At 71.6% G+C, this 21,611-nt stretch carries 17 protein-coding genes; 9 read left to right on the top strand and 8 right to left on the bottom strand.

Annotation, left to right across the window (positions count from 1 at the left end; translation table 11 throughout):
• Positions 1-104: 104 nt before the first annotated feature.
• Positions 105-1,415 carry a helix-turn-helix domain-containing protein gene (locus HUO13_RS00330; protein ID WP_249124358.1) on the bottom strand — a complete coding sequence of 437 codons (1,311 nt, stop codon included), beginning with the start codon at positions 1,413-1,415 and terminating at the stop codon, positions 105-107.
• Positions 1,416-1,697: 282 nt separating this feature from the next.
• Here HUO13_RS00330 and HUO13_RS00325 point away from each other — a divergent pair, with 282 nt between their 5' ends.
• The gene (locus HUO13_RS00325) at positions 1,698-1,949 is read left to right on the top strand and encodes a hypothetical protein (RefSeq protein WP_009949878.1); all 252 of its coding nucleotides are present in this window, start codon (positions 1,698-1,700) and stop codon (positions 1,947-1,949) included.
• Positions 1,950-1,962: 13 nt separating this feature from the next.
• On the top strand, positions 1,963-2,301 hold the full coding sequence (locus HUO13_RS00320; RefSeq protein ID WP_211899537.1) for a hypothetical protein: 339 nt from the start codon (positions 1,963-1,965) through the stop codon (positions 2,299-2,301).
• Between the two features lie 377 nt (positions 2,302-2,678).
• On the opposite strand, the gene HUO13_RS00315 is transcribed toward HUO13_RS00320, so the two are convergent.
• Positions 2,679-5,999: an L-tyrosine/L-tryptophan isonitrile synthase family protein gene (locus tag HUO13_RS00315; RefSeq protein ID WP_211899536.1), complete on the bottom strand. Its 3,321-nt coding sequence runs from the start codon at positions 5,997-5,999 to the stop codon at positions 2,679-2,681.
• A 578-nt stretch (positions 6,000-6,577) separates the two neighbouring features.
• On the opposite strand from HUO13_RS00315, the gene HUO13_RS00310 reads away from it, so the two are divergent.
• On the top strand, positions 6,578-7,225 hold the full coding sequence (locus tag HUO13_RS00310) for a TetR family transcriptional regulator (protein WP_211899535.1): 648 nt from the start codon (positions 6,578-6,580) through the stop codon (positions 7,223-7,225).
• Here HUO13_RS00310 and HUO13_RS00305 read toward each other — a convergent pair.
• Positions 7,195-8,394 (bottom strand): amino acid deaminase/aldolase, encoded by a 1,200-nt coding sequence (locus tag HUO13_RS00305; protein WP_211899534.1) that lies wholly within the window; start codon positions 8,392-8,394, stop codon positions 7,195-7,197. The genes HUO13_RS00310 and HUO13_RS00305 overlap by 31 nt on opposite strands.
• Before the next feature lie 88 nt (positions 8,395-8,482).
• Here HUO13_RS00305 and HUO13_RS00300 point away from each other — a divergent pair, with 88 nt between their 5' ends.
• Positions 8,483-9,784 carry a D-arabinono-1,4-lactone oxidase gene (locus tag HUO13_RS00300; protein WP_211899533.1) on the top strand — a complete coding sequence of 434 codons (1,302 nt, stop codon included), beginning with the start codon at positions 8,483-8,485 and terminating at the stop codon, positions 9,782-9,784.
• Between the two features lie 3 nt (positions 9,785-9,787).
• Here HUO13_RS00300 and HUO13_RS00295 read toward each other — a convergent pair whose 3' ends face one another.
• From HUO13_RS00295 to HUO13_RS00285, 3 genes are all read right to left on the bottom strand, one after another.
• The gene (locus HUO13_RS00295) at positions 9,788-10,444 is read right to left on the bottom strand and encodes an NAD(P)H-binding protein (protein WP_211899532.1); all 657 of its coding nucleotides are present in this window, start codon (positions 10,442-10,444) and stop codon (positions 9,788-9,790) included.
• 81 nt (positions 10,445-10,525) lie between these two features.
• On the bottom strand, positions 10,526-11,164 hold the full coding sequence (locus HUO13_RS00290; RefSeq protein ID WP_211899531.1) for a hypothetical protein: 639 nt from the start codon (positions 11,162-11,164) through the stop codon (positions 10,526-10,528).
• Positions 11,165-11,358: 194 nt separating this feature from the next.
• Positions 11,359-12,147: an IclR family transcriptional regulator gene (locus HUO13_RS00285; RefSeq protein ID WP_211899530.1), complete on the bottom strand. Its 789-nt coding sequence runs from the start codon at positions 12,145-12,147 to the stop codon at positions 11,359-11,361.
• 299 nt (positions 12,148-12,446) lie between these two features.
• Here HUO13_RS00285 and HUO13_RS00280 point away from each other — a divergent pair, with 299 nt between their 5' ends.
• Both HUO13_RS00280 and HUO13_RS00275 read left to right on the top strand, forming a co-directional pair.
• A complete protein-coding gene (locus HUO13_RS00280) occupies positions 12,447-13,304 on the top strand; it encodes an arylamine N-acetyltransferase family protein (protein ID WP_211899529.1) in 858 nt (285 codons plus the stop codon).
• 143 nt (positions 13,305-13,447) lie between these two features.
• Positions 13,448-14,677 (top strand): FAD-dependent monooxygenase, encoded by a 1,230-nt coding sequence (locus HUO13_RS00275; RefSeq protein WP_211899528.1) that lies wholly within the window; start codon positions 13,448-13,450, stop codon positions 14,675-14,677.
• A gap of 58 nt (positions 14,678-14,735) precedes the next feature.
• Here the strand turns inward: HUO13_RS00275 and HUO13_RS00270 are convergent, their stop codons facing one another.
• Positions 14,736-16,613 (bottom strand): ABC transporter ATP-binding protein, encoded by a 1,878-nt coding sequence (locus HUO13_RS00270; RefSeq protein ID WP_249124357.1) that lies wholly within the window; start codon positions 16,611-16,613, stop codon positions 14,736-14,738.
• Positions 16,614-16,701: 88 nt separating this feature from the next.
• Positions 16,702-16,869 (bottom strand): hypothetical protein, encoded by a 168-nt coding sequence (locus tag HUO13_RS00265; RefSeq protein WP_211899527.1) that lies wholly within the window; start codon positions 16,867-16,869, stop codon positions 16,702-16,704.
• A gap of 638 nt (positions 16,870-17,507) precedes the next feature.
• Here HUO13_RS00265 and HUO13_RS00260 point away from each other — a divergent pair.
• The 3 genes from HUO13_RS00260 (at position 17,508) to HUO13_RS00250 (ending at position 21,591) form a co-directional block, all read left to right on the top strand.
• The gene (locus HUO13_RS00260; protein WP_211899526.1) at positions 17,508-18,881 is read left to right on the top strand and encodes a pyridoxal phosphate-dependent decarboxylase family protein; all 1,374 of its coding nucleotides are present in this window, start codon (positions 17,508-17,510) and stop codon (positions 18,879-18,881) included.
• 678 nt (positions 18,882-19,559) lie between these two features.
• Positions 19,560-19,913 (top strand): hypothetical protein, encoded by a 354-nt coding sequence (locus tag HUO13_RS38290; protein WP_432757809.1) that lies wholly within the window; start codon positions 19,560-19,562, stop codon positions 19,911-19,913.
• Positions 19,914-20,049: 136 nt separating this feature from the next.
• The gene (locus HUO13_RS00250; RefSeq protein ID WP_211899525.1) at positions 20,050-21,591 is read left to right on the top strand and encodes an alkaline phosphatase D family protein; all 1,542 of its coding nucleotides are present in this window, start codon (positions 20,050-20,052) and stop codon (positions 21,589-21,591) included.
• Positions 21,592-21,611: the final 20 nt, after the last annotated feature.

Genomic DNA, 21,611 nt, shown 5'->3' with positions numbered 1-21,611 from the left:
GCCAACCGATGCCTGCCCGGGCGGAGCCCCGGCCGCCTGCCCCCGGCGCGGCGCGGGACCGCCCGCGCCGCCGCCGGGGGCGTCCGCCCGGCGAGCTCCGGCCCTCACAATTCGCGGAACCGCCGGATCTCCTCGGAGAGGTCGCGGGCGTCGGAGTTCATCCGGTGCCTTCCCGCCTCCAGCTCGAGCGGCCGCAGCCGGTCGGAGACCCTGGCGGACTTGACCTTCTCGCCGATCGCCAGCGCGGTCCTGCCGACCTTGATGCCCTGCTGCAGGTCACCGGCCCGGATGTGGTTGGTGGCCTGCAGGCTGAGCCCGAACACGTGGGTGCGTTGCATGTCCGCGCCGTAGGCCTCGTTGCACTTGATGGTCTCGGCCACCGCGATCGGGGCATAGCGGTCCGGGTCGAACACGGCGAGCGCGTCGTTGGCGGAGCCGATCATGCCGTGCAGATCGTTCTCGGTGAAGAACCGGACCCAGTCCGGGGCGTCGTTGACGTCGGCCCTGGCGAACTCGTCCTTGGTGCGCCCGACCATCTTCTGCACCTGGTCGGGCTTGTTGAGCATGCCGTAGGCCCACGCCTCGTTGGCGCACAGCACGGCCACGGTGAGCGCCGAGCCGGACTCCTGGGCCGCGATCTGGCCCAGCTGGAACAACTTCAGGGCCTCGTTGGGCTCCTGGTAGTGCAGGTAGACCCGGCCCATCCGGTAGAGCACGCTCGCCACCAGGCTGTCGTCCTCGGCCTGCTTGGCGAACTCCAGCGCCTTGCCGAAGTGCCCGCGGGCGGGGTCGAGCAGGCCGGTGTCGAACGAGGTCCAACCGGCCAGGCTGTGCATGTCGGCCAGCGACACGAACAGCTTCCTGCGCACCTGGTCGGTCGCCGTGGCCTCGAGCAGTTGCTGCGCCCATGAGAGCTGGGCGACCACCGCGTCGCGACAGGTACCTCCGCCGTAGCGGTAGTCGAGGTCTCGCAACGCCTTCGTCGCGGCCTGGATCTGTTGCACGTCGGTCATGCCGATGCGGGCCGGGGCCGGCGTCTGGGCGCTTGCGGGCACCCAGTTGCTCTCCTCGGCGCCGAAGACGGCCGCACCCATGGTGACAGCCGCGGCATGGGACAGAAACTTCCGACGCTTCACCGACTCGTCCTCCTCAGCCTGGGAGTCGCTGGTCGAGTTAGCGACCCTCACTGCCGTCGCCCCGTCGTAGGCGAGGCCCATGTACCCCCTCGGTATTCCCAGCCCGTCTGCGATGCGGGCCAGCACGTCGTATGCCATGACCTGCCGACCCTTGAGGATCTCGGACACCTCGGACTGCGACTGCCCGGTGGAGGCCGCGATCTGGCGTTGCGAAACACCGTGCCTGCGAAGCTGCTTGTAGACCTCGCTGATGTTCCGGTTCGCCAGGGCGTCTCGCATCGGTCGCTCGTTCCACACGTCGGGTGTAACGGGCGAGCCGCTCGAACCGATGATGTTCATTTGGACCCCCTCACGCACTGACGGGCGTTGGTCGCAGAGTAAGGGCACTCCCGCAAGTCGGTGAAGTGCTCTTCGTCGGAGGTGATCGGCGGGGGTGAAGTCCGCCGACCGCTCGTCGTCGCCGTCGGCCCGGTCGTCGCCTACCGACTAGGCGAAGTGGCCCGACTCGCATCAATCTAGTCGTGGGTAAGCAACCGGGTACGGAGAGGAACCCCAACGACCGTGGACAGCACCGAGCAGCAGGGAGACCCGGCCGGTCCGGCCGAGTCCTCCGGTGGTGCGGGCGACCGCACCAGGTGGTGGCGGTTCCACTGTCGGGACGCGACCAACGCGCCGCGGGACCTCACCGTGCTGGTGAACCGGGACAAGGTGGTTCTCGTCGGACCGCCAGGCGAGACCGCAGTGCTTTCCACCGGCGGAGCCGGTGAGCTGAGCACCGCGCTGCGGGCCGCCGCTGAGCAGGCGAGAAAGTGACGGTGAGGTTGCGGTGGACGAGATACTGGGACAGGTGCTGCGCAACGCGGTGTGGGAGCGGCTCGACGTGCTCTCCGAGCTGGCGAACCGCGCGGACGCCCCTTCCCTGCTCGCCGTGGCGCGCTCCGAGCTTCCTCGGTTGACCGAGGGGTGGCGCACGCTGCTCTCCGCTCACGACGCCGACGAGAAGGGCAACTGCCCGGAGTGCTCGAGCCGCTGGCGCCCGTGCAAGGCACCCTGCACGGTGTGGCGCTCGGCCTACGAGCACCTGGTGAGCGGCGCCCTGGCGCCTCGTCCCGCACGGCACCTGCGCCCCGCGCACGCTCTGCGCGAGGTGGCGCCGGTGCCGTAAAGCCGGCGGTCTCGGTCCCGGAAGCAACATCCTCCTCCCCGACCCGGAACCAGACCGAGAAACCGCCTCGTGGTGGCCGACGAACGTGGACGTCGTGAACCCCCGACCTCGGCATCGCGGTCGTCGGCCACCACATCGACCTCCAACTCCACAGTGGAACTCCGCCGACGGCCGCCAGGCCGGGCGGACCGCAGACATCCGCGGACCGGTGCCGAAGCACTCCCCTCCCCCGACCGGTACCGGTTCGCGGATTTCCAAGCCTCTCCGCATCCGTCCTCCCCGACCCGGACGCGGAGTGTGAAAAAGGCCCCGGCACTCGTTTCCCCGGACGAGTACCGGGGCCTTTCGCTTGTGCCGGGGCCGTTCGGCCGTGCGGGCTACTTGCGCCGCAGGCGGACGCGTTCGGCGAGGGCGTCGTCCAGGCGCAGCCCGCCGGACGCCGACGGCCTGGTGTGCTGCGCCGGGACCATCATCCAGGGCTGGCGGGGTCCGAGCAGCGGTGAGTACACCGGGACGAAACCCTGGTCCAGCACGGCGATCGCGAAGTCGACGGCCACGTGCCCGCGGGGGTCGAGCACACCGGTGCCCTGCCACGGCAGCAGGCCCGACCCGCCGAGGTAGGTGAAGCCGCAGCGGCCGGGACGGGCCGCGCTGACGGTCAGCCGCACCCGGTCCGGGAACAGATCCTCGTAGCCGAGTGCCTCGTCCACCCGCAGCGTCGCCACGTAGCGGACGACGGTGTGCCACGCCCGGCTCAGCACCGCGGCCCGCGCCCGCCGGACCTGCTCCGGCACCGCCGGGTCGGCCGGGTTGTAGAGGTCGGCGTAGACCAGCGTCGACCAGGTGAGCCGGTCGACGCCGGCCGGTGCGGTCACCGGCACCGAGTACACCACCGACATCAGCATCTCCCGGAAAAGGCGCATGGCCTCGCCCAGCTCTCCGTCCATCCTGGACACCCGTTGATCGACTTCGTCGAGCGTGCGCAGCGGGTTGGCGGTGATGTCGAAGCCCTGGAGCACCTGGTAGATCTCGGCGCGGTACCGCGCGAGCCGCGCCGAGCGCCGAGCGGGCAGGTCGGGGCCGAGCCGCTGCCGGGCGACGGTGTCGATCTCCTCGACCGTCGTGCAGTCGTCGATGCCGACCAGCCGCACGTACTCGCGCAGCTTGCGGCTGTAGGCGTCGGTGATGGCGGCGGGGCGGGGCCGGAAGTGCCTGCCGTCGGTGAGGATGTTGAAGTGCACGCCGGGCGGGTGGACCGCCCGCACCGCGTTCCGCAGCTCCCGCAGCCGCGCCAGCCCGCCCAGCTCGGCGAGGTCGGGCAGCGGACCGAACGCCTTGAGCCGGTTCAGGCACTGCTTGACCGGGAAGCCCAGCAGCACGATCTCCAGCGGCTGGTCGCGGGAGACGAACGGGCCGGCGTCGCGGAGCATGTCCTCCCACCGGTAGTTCGACCGCGAGCCCTTGAGGAACTGCTTGCGCGTGAACACGTGGTGCAGCGCCCGGATGACCTGCTCGAACCCGGGCTCGCCCTGGTCGAGACCGAACTTCACGCGCGCACCGCGCGCGGTCCTGGCCGCCGAGCGGTCGGCGTCGGCGAGCACCGAACCGACCAGCGAAAGCGTCTCCCGCTCGCTGAGGTGCACCGCCCAGTCGCGCGAGAGCCGGTTGCGCCGCATGGCGCCGATCTGCAGCTCCTCCAGCGAGTGCGTGTTGGACAGGCTCGGTGCGGCACGGCGCGGGATCGTCTCGAACGTCGAGATCACCGGCGCCTGGTCGCCGGCCTGCTGCCCCGGCCGCCGTTCGGTGGCCATCCCCGGGATCTCCACCGCCACCGCCCTGGCCCCGGCGAACTCCCCGGTGAGCGCGACGCGGTTGCGCAGCAGGTCGTCGAAGACCGCGACGACGTCGATGTCGCCGAGCTCGCGCAGCTTCTCCGCCTTCAGCTCGGAGATCGGCCTGGTGCGGTCGTCGGGCATGCACAGCAGCGCCGCTTCCGGCACGCCCGCCGCCGCGAGCACCTCCTCGGTCTGGGCGCGCACGCGTTCGCGGCGGCCAGTGCAGAACACCACGCGGCCGCCGCCGTCGTGGACGTCCCACACGAACCGCGCGAGGCCGGGGCTGACGGTGTCGGTCCGCAGCCGCTCCCAGGGCCGGGAGAACGCGTGGAAGAACTCGGCGTGCACCTGCCGCCAGTCCACCGCCGGGTACTTGCGGCCCAGCCCGCTGAGGTCGACGAAGTTGTCCCAGGCCGATTCGGAGAAGTTGGGCAGCACCGGCAGCGAACCCGGCCGGGCGAGCTCGATGATGCCCTCGGGCGCACCCGGGCGCGGTCCGCAGACCGCGCGGGCCGCGTCGAGCGTCCGCCGCAGCGGCACGATCCCGCACATGTCGAGGTCGATGACGACCACGGGCTGCGGCAAATCGCGGTCCCAGCGCCGCTTGCGCGTGCGCTCCTCGACGACGCGCAGCACTTCCTTGAGCACCCGGTCCTGGTCCTCCGGCACGCTGTGCGCGAAGTCGCGCAGGCCGTGGTCGCCGGAGAGCAGCTCGGCCGTGCGCGGCCGCAGGAACCGCAGCTCCTCCGCCGTCACCTCCTCGACCGCCGCTCGCACCGCCTCGTGCCGGTGCCGTCCGCCCGCGAAGCCGATCGCGGCGAAACCGGCGGTCAGCTCGTCGAGCGTGCGGGTGAGCCCGTCGGCGGCCGCGGTGACCTCGGCCCCGGTCGGCTCCGGCCGGACCTCGCCGAGGTCGGTGACCACCGCGCGTCCGGTGAGCTGTAACTCCGTCGACAGCTCGAACCCGGCACCGTCGGGGTCCAGCGAGAGCAACGCGAGCCGGTGGTCGTCGAGCGCCAGGCGGAACGTCCGCAGCAGCGGCCGGACCAGGTGGTCGAGGAAGTAGCCGAGCTCGTCCTCCCGGTGCTCGAAGCGGTTCTCGATCACCATCCGCAGCAGCCCGGCCCGGCCGCCGGCGGTCGGACGCAGCAGTGCGGGCAGACCCGCGACGACGGTGCCGCCGGGATGCCCGGGGTGTCTCGGCGAGGGCTCGATGCCCTGCAGCAGCAGCGCGGAGTCGGCGTCGGCCAGTGCCCCCGGTACGGCCTGCGCGGCGCAGTGCATCCGCAGCACCGGGTCGGACTCCACCGCGGCCGCCAGCGCGGACCAGTTGCTCAGCTGGCTGCGCGCGGCACCGAGGTCGGTGGCGCGCAACCGGACCGGCGGGCCGGCCTCGCCCCGGACGGTGATCACCCCGCCGTTGTCGTCGACGACGAGGTCCGGTCGCTCCACCCCGCCGCCGGTGGCGGGGAACAGCGTCGAGCCGTCCGACGCCACCAGCGGGGCGAGGAAGTGGCGGAGGTCGGTGCCGCAGCCGGCCGTCAGCCGCTCCAGCCGTCCCGGAGGCACCACGACCCAGCGGGTCGCGCCCGCGGCGGGCACCTCGCCCGACAGCGTCCGGGTCAACCGGTGCAGCCAGGCCGGATCGTGCGTTCGCCGGGTCCGCCGCAACCTGACCAACGCGCGGTACAGGTCGCCCCAGGTCGGCTCGTCACCCAGCGGCAGCCCGACGCCTGCGCCGGGTCCGGTCAGCCGCCACGGTGCCGGCTCGACCCGGAGCCCGTAGGCGCCGTCGCGAAGCATGGCGTTGGCCTCCGCGACCGCCAACGGGGACCACAGGTCCCGTCGACGCCAACCGTCCAACGGGCGCTCTCCTCGTGTCGGTGCCCCCCGGCGGGCGAGGGCCTGCGACGCGGTCACCGGGCGCGCCGCGAGCCTGCCCGGGCGGCCGCGAGCCGCGGGCCGGGCGGCGCTTGCCGGGTGGCCCCGGCCGGTGTCCTACGCATGAGCACAGCACGAGGGGGGCCGGAAGATCGAGAGGCGGCGCCGCAGTTACCCACGATGACCCTTCTGTCGCGGACCGAGAAGACTCGAACACGCTAGATAGTGACCGTTCGCACTGGCAACGTGACCGAATGCATATGCCCTCCCGGCCGCTCCGGCCCCGCGCGGGCGGCGAAAGCGGCTCGACACCTGCGGAACGGCTCCGCGGTCGCGGTCAAGGCGTTGGCGGGTGAAACACCCGACCGGCTGATATAGGTTTCGGCATGTCCGCAGGGCGCGAACAGTGCCGGAACGAGAGACTTGAAGCATCGGGACAGCCGGGTCCCGGTGCACCAGACCGCCGGGCTCCGCCCCTCGGCGACGATGGAAGGGCTCCCCTGAAAGAGAGTCACGGTCGTGGTCGGCAAGATGGTCAAGAACATGATCAAGGAGTCGCCTTGCCCACCGAAGTAGCGCCCCTGCGCCGCAAGCCGGTTCAGCAACGCAGCGCCCAGCGGGTCGAGAAGATGCTCGAAGCCTGTGCCCAACTCATCGACGAGGTCGGTTACGACGGGCTGTCGACGACGCTGATCGCCGAGCGGGCGGGCGTGGCGGTCGGCTCGCTCTACCAGTTCTTCCCCGACAAACGCGCCGTGGTGCAGGAGCTGACCCTCCGCAACCTGGACCGCTTCGTCCGCACTGTCTCGGCGCGCTTCGAGGGCGTCGAGATGGCGCACTGGTGGGACGCCGTGGACGCCGTCTTCGACGTCTACATGACCATGCACCGCGAGGTTCCCGGATTCAGCCGCCTGCACTTCGGCGACGTCGTGGACCTGCGGCTGCTCGACGCGAGCAAGGACAACAACACTGTCATCGCCGAGAAGCTGACCTCCCTGATCGCCGCCGAGTTCGACCTGGACGCCGCCGAGCTGATGCTGCCGCTGTCGGTGGCGGTGGAGGCCGCCGACGCGGTGCTGCACCTGGCTTTCCGCCGCGACCCCGGCGGCGACCCGACGCTGGTCACCGAGGCGCGGGAGCTGGTCCGGGGCTACCTGGCCAACCGGCTGCCCGATGATCAACCGAAGGATCTGCCCTCCCCGCGGTAGGTGGGCACCGAGTCCGCCACCCGGTCGCCCTCGACCAGGTGGTACTCGTTGAACCGCTCGGCGAGCTCGCCGGCCTTGGCGTGGCGGAACCAGACCCGGTCGCCCAGGCGCAGCCGCCGGGCGGCGGGCCCGGCGACCGGCGTCTGCACCTCGCCCGCGCCTTCGACGGCGGTCAGCTTCAACCCCGCGGGCAGGTACGGGGTCGGTGCGCGGTCGGCGCCGACCGGCCCGGACGCGATGTAGCCGCCGCCGAACACCGTCGCGACCCGGCCGCCGGGGCGGTGCACGACGGGCAGCGCGAACAGCAGGGCGGGCTCCGGCCGGAACGACCGGTACGCGTCGAACAGGGTCGGCCCGACCAGCCCGGACCCGGCAGCGACCTCGGTGACGGCGGACTCGGCGGTGGTGGTCTCGATGCTGCCGGTGCCGCCGCCGTTGACGAACTCCAGCTCGGCCAGTTCCCGGATCGCGGTGACGATCTCGGCCCGGCGTCCGGCGAGCTCGGCGGCGGACCGGCGCCGCATCCACCGCACCCCCGCCCCGCGCAGCGGGTTGCCGGGCGGGGCGTCGCCGACCCCGGCGATCTGGCCTTCGTAGGCCATCAGGCCCGCGAGCCGGAACCCCGCTCGGCGCACGATCGCCTCGGCGAGCCGCCGGGCGTCCTCGGCGGTGTGCACCGGCGAGCGCCGGGTGCCGACGTGCAGGGCGGGCAGCGGCCGCCAGGAGGCGTCGACGTCCAGGCACACCCGGATGTCCGGGCGGCGCGTTCCGGCGGTGGCGTCGACCAGGTCCAGGTGCTCGACCGAGTCGACCATGATCGTGATGGCGGCCGCGGCCGCCGGACGTGCGGCGAGCTCGCGCAGCGCTGCCCGGTCGGCCGTCGGGTAGGCGACCAGGACGTCCTCGCTGAGGCCGTCGCCGTGCAGCCAGAGCGCCTCGGCGAGGCTGTAGCACATGAGGCCGGCGAAGCCGGGCGTCTTCAGGGTCCTGCGCAGCAGTTCCCGGCATCGCACCGACTTGGTGGCCACCCGCACCGGTCGTCCCGCCGCACGTCGCACCAGGTCGGCGGCGTTGCGGTGGAACGCGGCGAGGTCGGCCACCGCGAACGGCGGGTCGAGTTCGCGGGTGGCCGTGTCGAGTCGTCGCGACTCGGGGAGCGCCTTGAGCACGTTTCACACGGTAGGCCGACAACCCTTGTTATGTGAATCATATTCACATAATTTCTCCCCACCGAGTGTCATCCGGAAAGGGCTCGCAGTGACCAGATGGACGAACTGGGCGGCCACCGAGACCGCCGACCCGGCACGGGTCGCGGCACCGCGCGACGCCGAAGCGGCCGCGTCGGAGATCCGGGCCGCCGTCGAGGCCGGCCTGCGCGTCCGCCCGCTCGGCACCGGGCACTCCTTCACCGGGGTCGGCGCGCCCGACGACGGCGGCGTTGCGCTCGACCTGTCGCACTGGTCCGGCGTGGTGGGCGTCGACGGCGAACTGGTGACCGTCCGCGCCGGCACGCCCCTGCACCGGCTCAACCGCGAGCTCGACGAGCTCGGACTGGCCATGGCCAACCTCGGGGACATCGACCGGCAGACCGTCGCCGGGGCGATCTCCACCGGCACCCACGGCACCGGCGCCGAGCTCGGCGGCCTGGCCACCCAGGTCGAGGCGATGGAGCTGCTGCTGGCCGACGGCTCGCTGCGCCGCTGCTCGGCTACCGAAGACCCGGAGCTGTTCGCCGCCGCGCGGGTCGGCCTCGGCGCGCTGGGCGTGATCCACACCGTGACGCTGCGCTGCGTGCCCGCCTTCGACCTCAGCGCCGACGAGCACCCCGAGCGTCTCGACAGCGTGCTGGAGCGGTTCGACGAGCTGGCGCGGGACAACGACCACTTCGAGTTCTACTGGTTCCCGCACAGCTCCAACACGCTGGTCAAGCGCAACAACCGGCTGCCGGCCGGGACCAGCCCGGAACCGCTGGGAAGGCTGCGGCACTTCGTCGAGTACGAGATCGTGGAGAACCGGCTGTTCGGCGCGCTGTGCCGGATCGGCCGCCGCATCCCGGCGGCCGTGCGCCCGTTCAACCGGCTCTCCGGCGCGGTGCTCTCGGCCCGGTCCTACAGCGACCGCTCGCACCGGGTGTTCGTGACCCGGCGCGACGTGCGGTTCGTGGAGTCGGAGTACGCGGTGCCGGTGGAGGAGCTCGGTGCGGTGATCGGCGAGCTGCGCTCGGCCGTGGGCACGCTCGAACACCCGGTGATGTTCCCGATCGAGGTGCGGGTCGCCGCCGCCGACGAGGTGTGGATGTCCACCGCGTACCGGCGCCGGCCGGCCTACGTCGCCATCCACCAGTTCGTCGGGATGCCCTACCGGCACTACTTCGAGACGTTCGAGTCGATCGTCGCCTCGGTCGGCGGGCGCCCGCACTGGGGCAAGATGCACCGTCTCGACGCCGCGGCGCTGCGCTCGCGCTACCCGCGGTTCGACGACTTCCTGCGGGTGCGCAAGGCCGTCGACCCGGGCGGCGCGTTCGGAAACCCCTACCTGGACCGCGTTCTCGGCGCGTGAGCGTCAGGCGACGGCCGCCCGCACGCCGTCGGGGATCGGGGTGTCGCCGTTGACCGCTTCGAGGACCTTGCGGACCGATGCCGGTTCGTCGAGCAGCGCGATGACGACCGATGCGACGTCGGCGCGGGTGATCTCGGCCCTCGCCACCGACGCGCCGATGCGGACCCGTCCGGTCGGGGCGTCGTCGGTCAGCCTGCCGGGCCGCAGGATCGTCCAGTCCAGGTCGCGCTCGCGCAGGTCCTGCTCCGCCGCGCCCTTGGCGTCGAGGTAGGCGGCGAAGACCTCGCCGATGTCGGGCGGGTACGGGCCTTCGGTGCCCATCGCGCTCACCTGGACGAAGCGCCGCACACCCGCGCGTTCGCACGCGTCGGCCAGCAGCGCCGACGCCGCGCGGTCCACTGTGTCCTTGCGCTGCGCGCCGCTGCCCGGGCCGGCCCCGGCGGCGAACACCGCGGCGTCGAAGCCCTCGAGGTACCTCGCGAGTTCGTCGGTGCCGATCTGCTCCAGGTCGGCGACGACCGGCACGATCCCGTCGGCGCGCAGGTCGGCTTCGTGTTCGGGGTTGCGCACCAGGCCGAGCGCGGAGTCCCCGCGCGCGGCGAGCGCCGCACCGAGCAGCCGGGCGATCTGACCGTGTCCACCAGCTATCGCGACTCGCATGCCGACAACCCTAGTTCGGTGCTCGCCCGGTCGCGCTCGACGGCGTTCCGGCGAGCGCCGCCGGACGGCGCTCGCGGCGCGTCAGCCGCGGGTCGGGGCCGGGACCTCGACGGCCAGCAGTTGCTGGTAGACGACCTCGTTGATCCAGCGCGAGACCGCGGTGTGCTCCACCGGCGGCTGGTCGTCGAAGCAACGGCCTTCCAGCTCGCTCTGCACGCTCTCGCCGTCGGCGGAGAGCACGCCGATGCCGAACTGCCGCGCGCGGATCAGGCAGGTGGACATGAAGTCCGGCGCGACGGTGACGCTGCGCGGCACGACGATCGCGGTGTTGGTGAACCGCGCGAAGGGCACGGCCGCGGTCAGGGCGCTGCGCCAGTGCCGGGCGGGGGCGAGCACGCCGGTGACCCTGGCGGCGGGCGGCGGCACCCTGCCGTCCATCTCCGGCCAGACCCAGGTGGCGATCTCGGCCCGGTCCAGCACCGGTTCGCTGCCCAGGCAGAGCCGCTCGGCGTGCGCGTCGGGCACCAGGTCGGCCACCGGCACGACGTGCCTGCCCAGCAGCTTCAGCGGCGGCAGCAGGCTGCCGGACCAGCCCAGCACGCGCACCGACTGCTCGGCCAGCTTGCCTATGGAGGACGGTAAGTCCAGCGGTGACCGCACGTGGGCCGAGCAGACCCGAATCTCGTTGTCGATCGCGGTACGTCCCGGCGTTCCGGTCACGGTCTTCCGCCTCCCTCGATGCACTGCGAAGGCCACTGGCGTGGTGGTACCGATGACTAAAACAGCTCAGCGGCTTTCACAGGCGGTGCGGCGGCGGCTTCTGCGACCGGCGGACGGCAGCGGTCGGTGACTGGTCGATGAGCGACAACTCGACTTCAGCCCGGCGATCCTCCATTCAGGTGACGTCGGGGAAATCAGGGTGAAAGCATGCCGTCGGAGGCCGGGTCCTTCTCCAGCAGCCGCTGCCGGATCGACTCCGCCGCGGGCAGCAGCGGCTTCACCAGCTTGACCACCTCGGCCCGCACGCTGTGCGCGACCAGGCCGAGCGCGGCGACGACGGAGCCGGTCGCGTCGCGCACCGGGACCGCGACCGAGCAGTTGCCCAGGCTCATCTCCTCGGTCGCCTGGGCGAAGCCCCGGGCGCGCACGCCCTGCAGCTCACGTCCGAGCCTGCCGGGCTCGGTGATCGTGTAGGGGGTGTGCCGGGAGAGACCGTGCTCGCAGCACTCCTGGAGCAGCGACGCGGGCGCGTGGGCGAGCAGCACCTTGCCGACGCTGGTCGCGTGCAGCGGCAGCCTGCCGCCGCTGCGGGAGACGATCGGCACGGAGGTGTGCGCGGTGAGCTTCTCGACGTAGACGGCCTCGGTGCCGTCGCGCACGGCCAGGTGCACGTTGTCGCGGGTGGCGGCGCACAGCTCCTGCATGAACGGCAGGGCGACCTGGCGCAGCGTCGAGTTCACCGGCGAGAGCAGGCCGATCTCCCACAGCCGCAGGCCGATCGAGTACCGCCCTTCGGAGTCGCGGTGCAGCGCGCCCCAGTGCTCCAGTTCGCGGACCAGGCGGTGCGCGGTGGCCAGCGGGATGCCCGCGCGGCGGGCGATGGCGGTCAGGGTCAGCCGGCTGTGGTCGATGTCGAAAGCCGTCAGGACGCTCAGTGCACGCGCCGTGACCGAACGACCGGCATCTCGGCTGTTGCCCGCCATTTCGTACCTCCTGTCGTGACGGCAACAGCCCAGCACAGTCACCGCGCGACGCCAAGACACAGTCTCGAGTCATTTCGCAGCCACCGTCGGGTGACCCTTCGGAACGTCCACGCTGCTCGGGGACGTCCCGGCTCGCGCACGGGCTCCTCCCGCCGGAGGCGGAACGCGGGCGCGAGCGGCCGCCCGGCGGCGCAGGTGTAACCGAGATCTCTTGCCTTCCCGCGTTCCGGGCGGCGCGCACCGTTGAGTTCCACCGCGCTCGAAGTCCTACCTTCACTACCGGATATAGGGAGGAAGCTATGGATACGAGCAAGCACCGCGAGGGCCGCGGCTGGGAAGGCGAACGGCTCGACCTGGACGCCTACCTCGCCAGGATCGGCTACCGCGGCGACCGGTCGCCGACCATCGAGACGCTGCGCGCGCTGCACTTCGCTCACGTGACCTCGATTCCCTTCGAGAACCTGGAGATCGTGCTCGGCCGCGGCCTCCCGCTCGACCTGGACCCGCTGCAGGACAAGCTGGTCCGCCGGGCCCGGGGCGGCTACTGCTTCGAGCACGCCCGGCTGTTCTCAGCGGTCGCGGAGCGGCTCGGCTTCGGCGTGACCGGGCTGCTTTCCCGGGTGAGCCTGGGCAGCGGCAAGCTGCGGCCCGCCACCCACGCGGTGCCGCTGGTGACGACCGCCGACACCGATGCGAGGTGGCTCTGCGACGTCGGCTTCGGCAGCAGCCCGCTGCAGCCCATCGAGTTCGCCGACGGCACCGTGATGTCGCACGGCGGCTGGACCCACCGGCTCGCGCGCGACGGCGGCACCGGCGAGTGGGAGGTCCAGCGGCCGGCGGGCGACGGGTGGGAGGACATGCACCACTTCCCGCTCAACCCGGCCTACGCCATCGACTACGTGGTGGGCAACCACTACGTGTCCACGCATCCGAACTCGCCGTTCGTCGGGCGGGTGGCGTTGCAGCGGATGGAGCCGGGCGTGCTGCACGTGCTCGACGAGATGGTGCTGACCACCCACCGGCCGGACGGTTCGGTCGAGAAGCAGACGCTGGAGGCGGGCGAGGTGCCCAAGGCGGTTTCGGAGGTCTTCGGCATCGAACTCGATGCCGAAGACGACACGGCCCTGCTCGCGCACCTGCGCCGCGACACCGCATAACTCCCGGTCCGCGCCGTGCGGCCCCGGCCCGTGCGGTGCAGCATGGGGCGAGGCGGGCCCCAGTCCACGGTTCGGGGCCCGTGGCGACCCACTCCGCGGTGCCGGCCCTGTCCGGCGCCGCCGACATGGGAGGTGCGGGGGGCATGAAGATCAAGTGCGTCGGGGCCGGGCCGGCCGGGTTGTATTTCGCCATCTCGGCGAAGCTGCGAGACGCGGGCAACGACATCAGCGTCATCGAACGTGATCCACCGGGCGCGACCTACGGATGGGGCGTCGTGTACTGGGACGACCTGCTCGACGTGCTCTACAGCAACGACCGGGAGAGCGGGCAGCAGCTGCGCGCGGCCTCCACGCTGTGGCAGGAGCAGGAGATCTGCCTCCGCGGCGAGGACTCGGCCTACCTCGGCGGTTACGGCTACAGCCTCGGGCGGGCGGCGCTGCTGGAAGTCCTGGCGAACCGGGCGCGGTCGCTGGGCGTGGACGTGCGGTACCGGCACGGTGTGGAGGACCTCTCCGAGCTCGCCGACGCCGACCTGATCGTCGGTGCGGACGGCGTGCACAGCCGGGTCCGGCAAACCCACGAGCAGGAGTTCGGCACCCAGATCGATGTGGGCAACAACCCCTACATCTGGCTGGGCACGGACAAGGTGTTCGACCGGTTCACCTTCGCGTTCGAGGAGACCCCGGCGGGCTGGATCTGGTTCCACGCCTATCCGTCCAGCGCCGGGATCAGCACCTGCATCGTCGAGTGCACGGCGCAGACCTGGGAGGCGCTGGGGTTCGACTCGCGCACCGAGGAGGACGGCGTGCGGCTGCTGGAGAAGATCTTCGAACGGCCGCTCGGCGGGCGCAGGCTGATCAGCCAGTCGCGAGGGAGGCCCGCGCAGTGGATGCGGTTCACGCAGGTGCGCAACCAGAGCTGGGTCCACGGCAACATCGCGTTGATGGGCGACGCCGCGCACACGACGCACTTCACCATCGGGTCCGGCACCCGGCTGGCGATGCTGGACGCCATCGGTCTCGCCCAGTGCCTCTACGAGGGCGAGTCGGTGTCGGCCGCGCTGCACGAGTACGACCGGCTGGCCCGGGCGGCGCTGCGCCCGGTGCAGGCGGCGGCGCGCAGCAGCATGGCGTGGTTCGAGCACGCCGACGACTACCTGGACCGGGACGCCACGGCGTTCGCCTACGCGATGGCGTCGCGGCACGGTCTGCAGCCGCCGTGGCGCTACCAGCTGCACCGGGCGACGCAGGTTCCCGCGGTACGCAGGACGATGCGGGTCATCGACACGGGCCGGCGCCGGGTACTGGCTCTGCGGCGGGGTGAGTCGAAGATGCCGGCGCTGCGGCAGCAGCGGGTTCCGCTGACGTCCTGAGACCCGCGGAGACGAGCCCGGCCCCGACCACAGCGGTCGGGGCCGGGCTCGTTCCCGGTCAGGGCCGGACCCAGCGTTCGGCGTTGCCGCTCGAGGAGCCGTTGGGCCGCACCTCCGCCGGGTGGTGCAGCCGGTAGAGGTTGGCGTAGCCGCGGTCGTTGGCGAGCAGCTCGGCGTGCGTGCCGGACTCGACGACCACGCCGTGGTCGAGGTAGACGATGTGGTCGGCGTCGGCGACGGTGAGCAGGTTGTGCGAGATGACGATCGTCGTGCGCCCGGACATCAACCGGCGCAGCGGACCGAGCACGCGCTTGCTCGCCTCGGCGTCGAGACTCGTCGTCGGCTCGTCCAGCAGCAGCACCGGTGCGTCGCGGATCATCGCCCGCGCGATCGCGATTCTCTGGCGCTGACCACCGGAGAGCAGCCTGCCCCGCTGGCCGACGCGGGTGTCGTAGCCGTCGGGCAGGTCGAGGATGAACTCGTGCGCGTCGGCCGCCTTGGCCGCCTCGACCACCTCGCGGTCGTCGGCGTCGGCCTTGCCCGCCCGGATGTTCTCGCCGATGGTCCCGTCGAGCAGCAGCGTCTCCTGGAGCACGATGGCGATGTTGGACCGCAGCTCGCTCAGGTCCAGCTCGCGCAGGTCGTGGCCGTCGAGCCGGATGCGGCCCTCGGTCGGGTCGTAGAAGCGCAGCAGCAGCTTGGTGAGCGTGGACTTGCCCGCACCGCTGGCGCCGACCACCGCCGTCGTCGTGCCCGGCAGCGCCTGGAAACTGATCCCGGACAGCACGTCGACGCCGGTGTCCGGGTAGCGGAAGCCGACCTGCTCGACGCTCAGCGTCCCCTCGGTCCGGCCGATCCGGACCGGGTTGTCCGGCGTCCGGACGTGCGGTTTCTGGTCGAGCAGCTCGGCGATGCGCTCGGCACCGGCCGACGCCTCGAACACGGTGTTGGCGAGCTGCCCGAGGTTGCGCACCGGCGTGTAGAGCTGCGACAGGTACACCAGGAAGGCGAGCAGCCCGCCCAGGCTGATGCGGTCCGACGCCAGCTCCCAGATACCGACGCCGAGGATCGCCATCACGCCCAGGACCTCGACCAGGTCGACCAGCGGCGAGAACGCCGCCCCGATGCGGGCGGTCGCCAGCTCGGCGCGGACGTTGCCGATGCTCTGCCGGTAGAAGCGGCCTACCTCTGCCTGCTCGCGGCCGTAGGCCTGGATGAGCGGGGCGTTGCCGAGGCTCTCCTCGGCGACGGTGGTGATGGAGCCGCTGCGCCCCCGCACCTCGCGGGACGCGATCTTGATGCGCCGGGAGAAGAACCGGGCGACCCAGAGGAACAGCGGGACCGCCACCAGCGCCACCAGGGCCAGCCGCCAGTCGAGGTAGAAGATCACCCCGGCGAAGACCACGACCTTGACCAGCGAGGAGACGGTCTGCGAGATCCCCGACAGCACCAGGCTCTCGATGGCCCCGACGTCACCGGTGAGCCTGCTGATGGTGTCACCGAGCCGCCTGCGGTCGAAGAAGCCGACCGAGAGCGTGTGCAGGTGGGCGAACACCCGGGTGCGCATCCGGTGCAGGAAGTTCTCGCCGATCCAGACCGTGAGGTAGGAGGAGGCGAAGTCGATCGCACCGCCGAAGATCGTGATCCCGGCGTAGGCGGCGGCGACCGCCGGGAACAGCGCGAAGTCGCGCGGGGTCAGCACGTCGTCGATGACGATCTTGAACAACCAGATCGCCGCGCCGTCCAGCAGCGGGGACAGCAGCACCAGCACCAGGCTGAGCACCATCCAGCCCCAGAACGGGCGGGCGTCCGGCCAGAACCGGCCGAACACCTCCCGCACGCGCAACGTCGGCGCGGCCTCGACCAGCCCTTCGGAATCCGGCGCCGCTGGTTGCAGCAGCCATCTCATCGCCCCCAGCACTCTCTCACCCCGCAACCGTCGTAGGACACGCGTAGCTCCCACTCAGGGAGTGGGAGCTACGCCGCTTCATCTCATCGCTGGATAGCTCGTGGGAGCGGGACGCTCAGCAGTCCCACCAACGGCCCCACCAGCCGCCCCAGTGGCCCCAGCCCCAGCCGTGGCCCCAGCCCCAGCCGTGGCCCCAGCCCCAGCCCCAGCCGTTGCCCCAGCCCCAGCCACCGCGGTGGTGGTTGCGGTTCTTGCCGGAGAAGAACACAGTGCTGATTCTCATTTCCGATCTCTCGCTTTCCGGGTCTCTCGGCCCTGGTGGGCCGTTTCCCTAGAAGGCTTCTCCGCGCCCGGCCCGCCCCCATACCGGTGCACAGGCCTGGACGGGTGTCAACGATCATTTCCGATCGTCCGCACCCTCGCTGCCGCGATTGGTTCCGCAGGGCTCTCGTGGGAGTCCCCCGTCCCAATTCCCCGCGGTCGGAGGGCACATGCGGGTGATCCACTCATCCGCGCACTGTTATCACTCCCGTTGATCGGAGCAGTCACCGTTATCCCCCGGTGACTCGTCCACCCTAAACCCGCATTCGGGGTCATACAAGCGATACCGGAAACCTACCCGGAGGATGGTCGGACACCGATCGAAATCACCGTCCGTCATTGATTTTTCGGCTTCGAGCCACCCGCACGGGCACTAGGACCCTGGCGTCCACCAGAGGCGATGAACGAATGGGACGACTACCGCGCGCAGGATCACCGAAATATGATCTAGTGGCCCCCGAGGCAGCCGGCCAGTGGCGAATCAATTTTCGACCGAGCAGCTACAGCACGCAGCCACAGAGGGGATAATAGCGGCCCGCCGGTGAGCAATTAACAATTGCCCGTCATTTTCATGATAAATCCACATCGCGAGGAGAGAGCATGGATCTGCGCCGATGGCTCACGACCGCGGTCGAGGAGGTCGAGCGCTGGCAGGAGGAGTTCGGGAAGTACACCGCGCACCCGGCGGCGGCGGTCGCCGACCAGGAGCTCGGCCCGGCGTTCGCAGAGCTGGCCGAACGGCTGCGCGACAACTACCCGTTCTTCCACCCCCGCTACGCAGGCCAGATGATCAAGCCCGCGCACCCGGCCGCCGTCGCTGGGCACCTGGTGGCGATGCTGGTCAACCCGAACAACCACGCGCTCGACGGCGGCCCTGCGACCGCGCGCATGGAGCGGGAGGTGGTCGCCCGGCTGGCCGGCGTGCTCGGGTACGGGCCGGACCACCTCGGCCACCTGACCACCAGCGGCACCATCGCCAACCTCGAGGCCCTGTACGTGGCCCGCGAGACGCACCCCGGGCGGGCGGTCGCCCACAGCGCCGACGCGCACTACACGCACTCCCGCATGTGCCGGCTGCTCGGCGTCGAGGCGGTGCCGGTGCCCACCGACGACGCGGGCCGCATGGACCTCGACGCGCTCGAATCACTGCTGCGCACCCACGACATCGGCACCGTGGTCCTCACCGCGGGCACCACCGGTCTCGGCGCGGTCGACCCCGTGCACGAGGCCCTCGCGCTCCGCGAAAGCCACGGGGTGCGGCTGCACGTCGACGCCGCCTACGGCGGGTTCTTCACACTCATCGCCGACGACTCCCCCGACGGTGTGACCTCGGCGCCGTTCCGGGCGCTCGGCGCGTGCGACTCGCTGGTCGTCGACCCTCACAAGCACGGGCTCCAGCCCTACGGCTGCGGCGCGGTGCTGTTCGCCGACCCGGCCGTCGAACGCTTCTACCGGCACGACTCGCCGTACACCTACTTCACCTCGGCGGAGCGCCACCTGGGCGAGGTCTCGCTGGAGTGCTCGCGGGCCGGCGCGGCCGCCGCCGCGCTGTGGCTGACGTTCCGGCTGCTGCCCCCGACGCCCGAGGGGCTGGGCCGGGTGCTGCGGCCGGGCCGCCGCGCCGCGCTGCGCTGGGCGGACCTGCTCGCCGAGTCGCCGGTGCTGGCCCCCTACCAGCGCCCCGAGCTGGACATCGTCACCTACCTGCCGCGCGCCGGGCGCCTCTCGGAGATCGACGCCCTTTCCGCCGCGGTGCTGGAGGCCGGCATGACCGCGCCCGCCGCCGAGTCGGTATTCGTGGCCACCTATGGCGTGGACGGGCCCGCCCTCACGGCGCGGGGCCACGAGGTCGAGGCCGACGTCGCAGCCGGCCGCATCCTGCGCAGCGTGCTCATGAAACCCGAGCACGACGACTGGCTCGACTACCTGCACACCCGGATCGAGGAACTCGTCCGCGCCGCGGCGAAGCGGTGAGACCGTCACGGCGACATCCATTCCGGCGGCAAGTCATTGCCATCCGGCCCACCTCGAGCACGATTTTCGACCGGTCGGCGGGCTCTTCCGGAACGTTCTGGCGGCAACCCGACGACCGCCCCGGCAGGTAACGCTGAGTCACCACTTCTCCGGCCGCGCGCGGGCGCGACAACGGACCGCGAGAGACGCCGACCGTTCCTTCGAGGCAGAAGTCCCGGCAGCGGTCACGCAGAGTCTCCACTGAAGGACATCGGCATTTTCGGTAACACTACCGACCGCGACGAGGACGCGGCACAGGAATTCGAAAGAAACGTCGTCGTGGATTCGAACGATAGAGGCGCCATCACGGCCCCGAAAGGCGGCTGCCCGAAAAATCCCATTGCCAGCAAGGCAATTCTTCGTCCTCGCGCCGGAAACGTCGTGAGAACCGGCAGAAGCCGGAAGACGCGCGCGGCGAACTCCGGCAGCCGTTCACGGCGACCGGTCGGCCCGTCGCGCGGCGAGGACCTCCCGCCAGTGCTCCGCCGCCCGCGCCAGGTCGCCGCAGTTCGGCGGCGGTCATCCCGCCGCTGTCGCTGGAGCGCTGCGACTCGTCGATCATGGTGCTGGCCCTCCGGGCTCGGCGGCAGGGCCACCCGGCCGCGCTGTTCTCAGCTGCGCCTGGTCGGCGCGGTCCCCGTGGGCACCGCCGTTGCGGTTGACCTCCCGGCTGACCGTCGAGGTCGGCCGCCGCAGGCGCCGTGGCTGGTTCGGCCGGACCGCCTGCTGGTCTTCACCACCGCCCACGCCGCGCGCAGGCTGCGCTGCTACGGCTTCGCCGGGGCGGTGCCCATGCGGGTCCACCTGAGCGAGGACACGATCCTGCATCCGGACCTGCGCGAGATCACCGACCACTACGACGACTACGGGGTGATGAAGTCACCGTTGTCGGACTTCCAGTTGGCGCTGGACCAGCGGCCCGGCATCCGCGCGCACTACGTCCACAAAGGACAGCCCTGTGCGCTGCCGCCGCCTGACCGGCCGTCGTCCTGATACGGCACCGGAGCGGAAACCCCGAGTTCGCAAAGACGCCATCGCGGGTTCTCGCCGTTCCCCGAGTGGTACGCAATGCTTGCGCGCGCCTGGAGGCCCGCGGCGCGCGCGGGCAGGCGACCGCGAGGGGACGGACATGCGAGCCAACCGGAGAGACCTGCTGCGCGGCGCGGTCGCCGCGAGTGCCCTCGGGGCGGCCTGGCCGCTGAGCTCCCGGCTCTCGCCCGCGCAGGCGCACGCCGCGGCCCACGAGCTGGGCGCGACCTGGGACGAACCGCCGTTCACCCTCGGCGTCGCCTCCGGAGATCCGCTGCCCGACGGCGTTTCGCTGTGGACCCGGCTGGCCCCGCGACCGCTCGCCGACTCCCAGCCGCTGCCGGACACCGTCGAGGTCGAGTGGGTCGTGGCCACCGATCCAGGACTCTCGAACCGGGTCGCGCGCGGGGCCGCTCCCGCCCGCGCCGAGTTCGGGCACAGCATCCACGTCGATGTCGGCGGCCTGGAACCCGGACGCCGCTACTTCTACCGGTTCGCGGCGCAGGGCAGGTCCAGCCGCCTGGGCCGCACCCGGACCGCACCGGTCGGACCGCTCGGCCGGGTGCGCTTCGCCGCCGCCAACTGCCAGGCGTTCCACGACGGGTTCTACGCCGCGCACCGCGGGATCGCCGCGGAGGACGTCGACTTCGTCGTCCACCTCGGCGACTACATCTATGAGCACGGCCAGGTCGGCGGCGAGCACGTCCGCGACCACGAGGGCCCCGAGGTCTGCACCCTCAGCGACTACCGTCGCAGGCACGCGCTCTACAAGGGCGACCCGTCGCTGCGCGCCGCGCACGCCGCCCACCCGTGGTTCCTGACCTGGGACGACCACGAGGTGGTCAACGACTACAGCGGCACCGAACCCTCCAAGCCGTTCCGCGAACGGCGGGCCGCGGCCTACCAGGCGTGGTTCGAGCACATGCCGGTGCGCTCGGCGAACGCCCGGGCTCCGCGCATCCACCAGCAGCGCCACTGGGGCGACCTGCTGGAGCTGACCATCCTCGACCTGCGCCAGTACCGGTCCGCGCAGAACCTGCCGCAGGGCACGATCCTGGGACAGGAGCAGAAGGACTGGCTCAAGCAGCGGGTCGACGCCGCGCCCGACTCGTGGCACTGCTGGGTCAACTCCATCATGCTGAGCCAGCTCGCCGAGCCCGGCGGCGGCTACTACTTCACCGACCAGTGGGACGGGTTCCTCGCCGAGCGCAGGGAAGTCCTGACCCACGTGCACGACTCCGGGATGCCCGACCTCGTGGTGGTCACCGGCGACTGGCACTCGGCCTTCGTCGACGACGTCCGCCCGGACTTCGACGACCCCGACGCGCCGGTGATCGGCACCGAGTTCACCGCGCACTCCGTCTCCTCCAGCGGCTACGACGCCGAGTGGAACCGCACCAACGGACCGGTGATGGGCGGCGCCAACCCGCACCTGAAGTACTTCGAGGGCAACCGCTACGGCTACGACGTCCACGAGGTGACGCCGCGCAGGTGGAGCACGCACATGCGGGTGGTGGCCGACCGCGACGACCCGCGGTCGCCGGTCTCCACCCTCACCACCTTCCACGTCGACCGGGGCAGGCCCGGCTCGTACGAGGACCCGGCCACGATCCACTCGCCCGCCCAGTACCGGCGGGCCTGAACCGTCCACACCGGACAAAC

Source organism: Saccharopolyspora erythraea (assembly GCF_018141105.1).
Lineage (GTDB): Bacteria > Actinomycetota > Actinomycetes > Mycobacteriales > Pseudonocardiaceae > Saccharopolyspora_D > Saccharopolyspora_D erythraea_A.
Note: the sequence above shows the minus strand (reverse complement) of the source record. Positions and strands in the feature narration are given on the sequence as shown.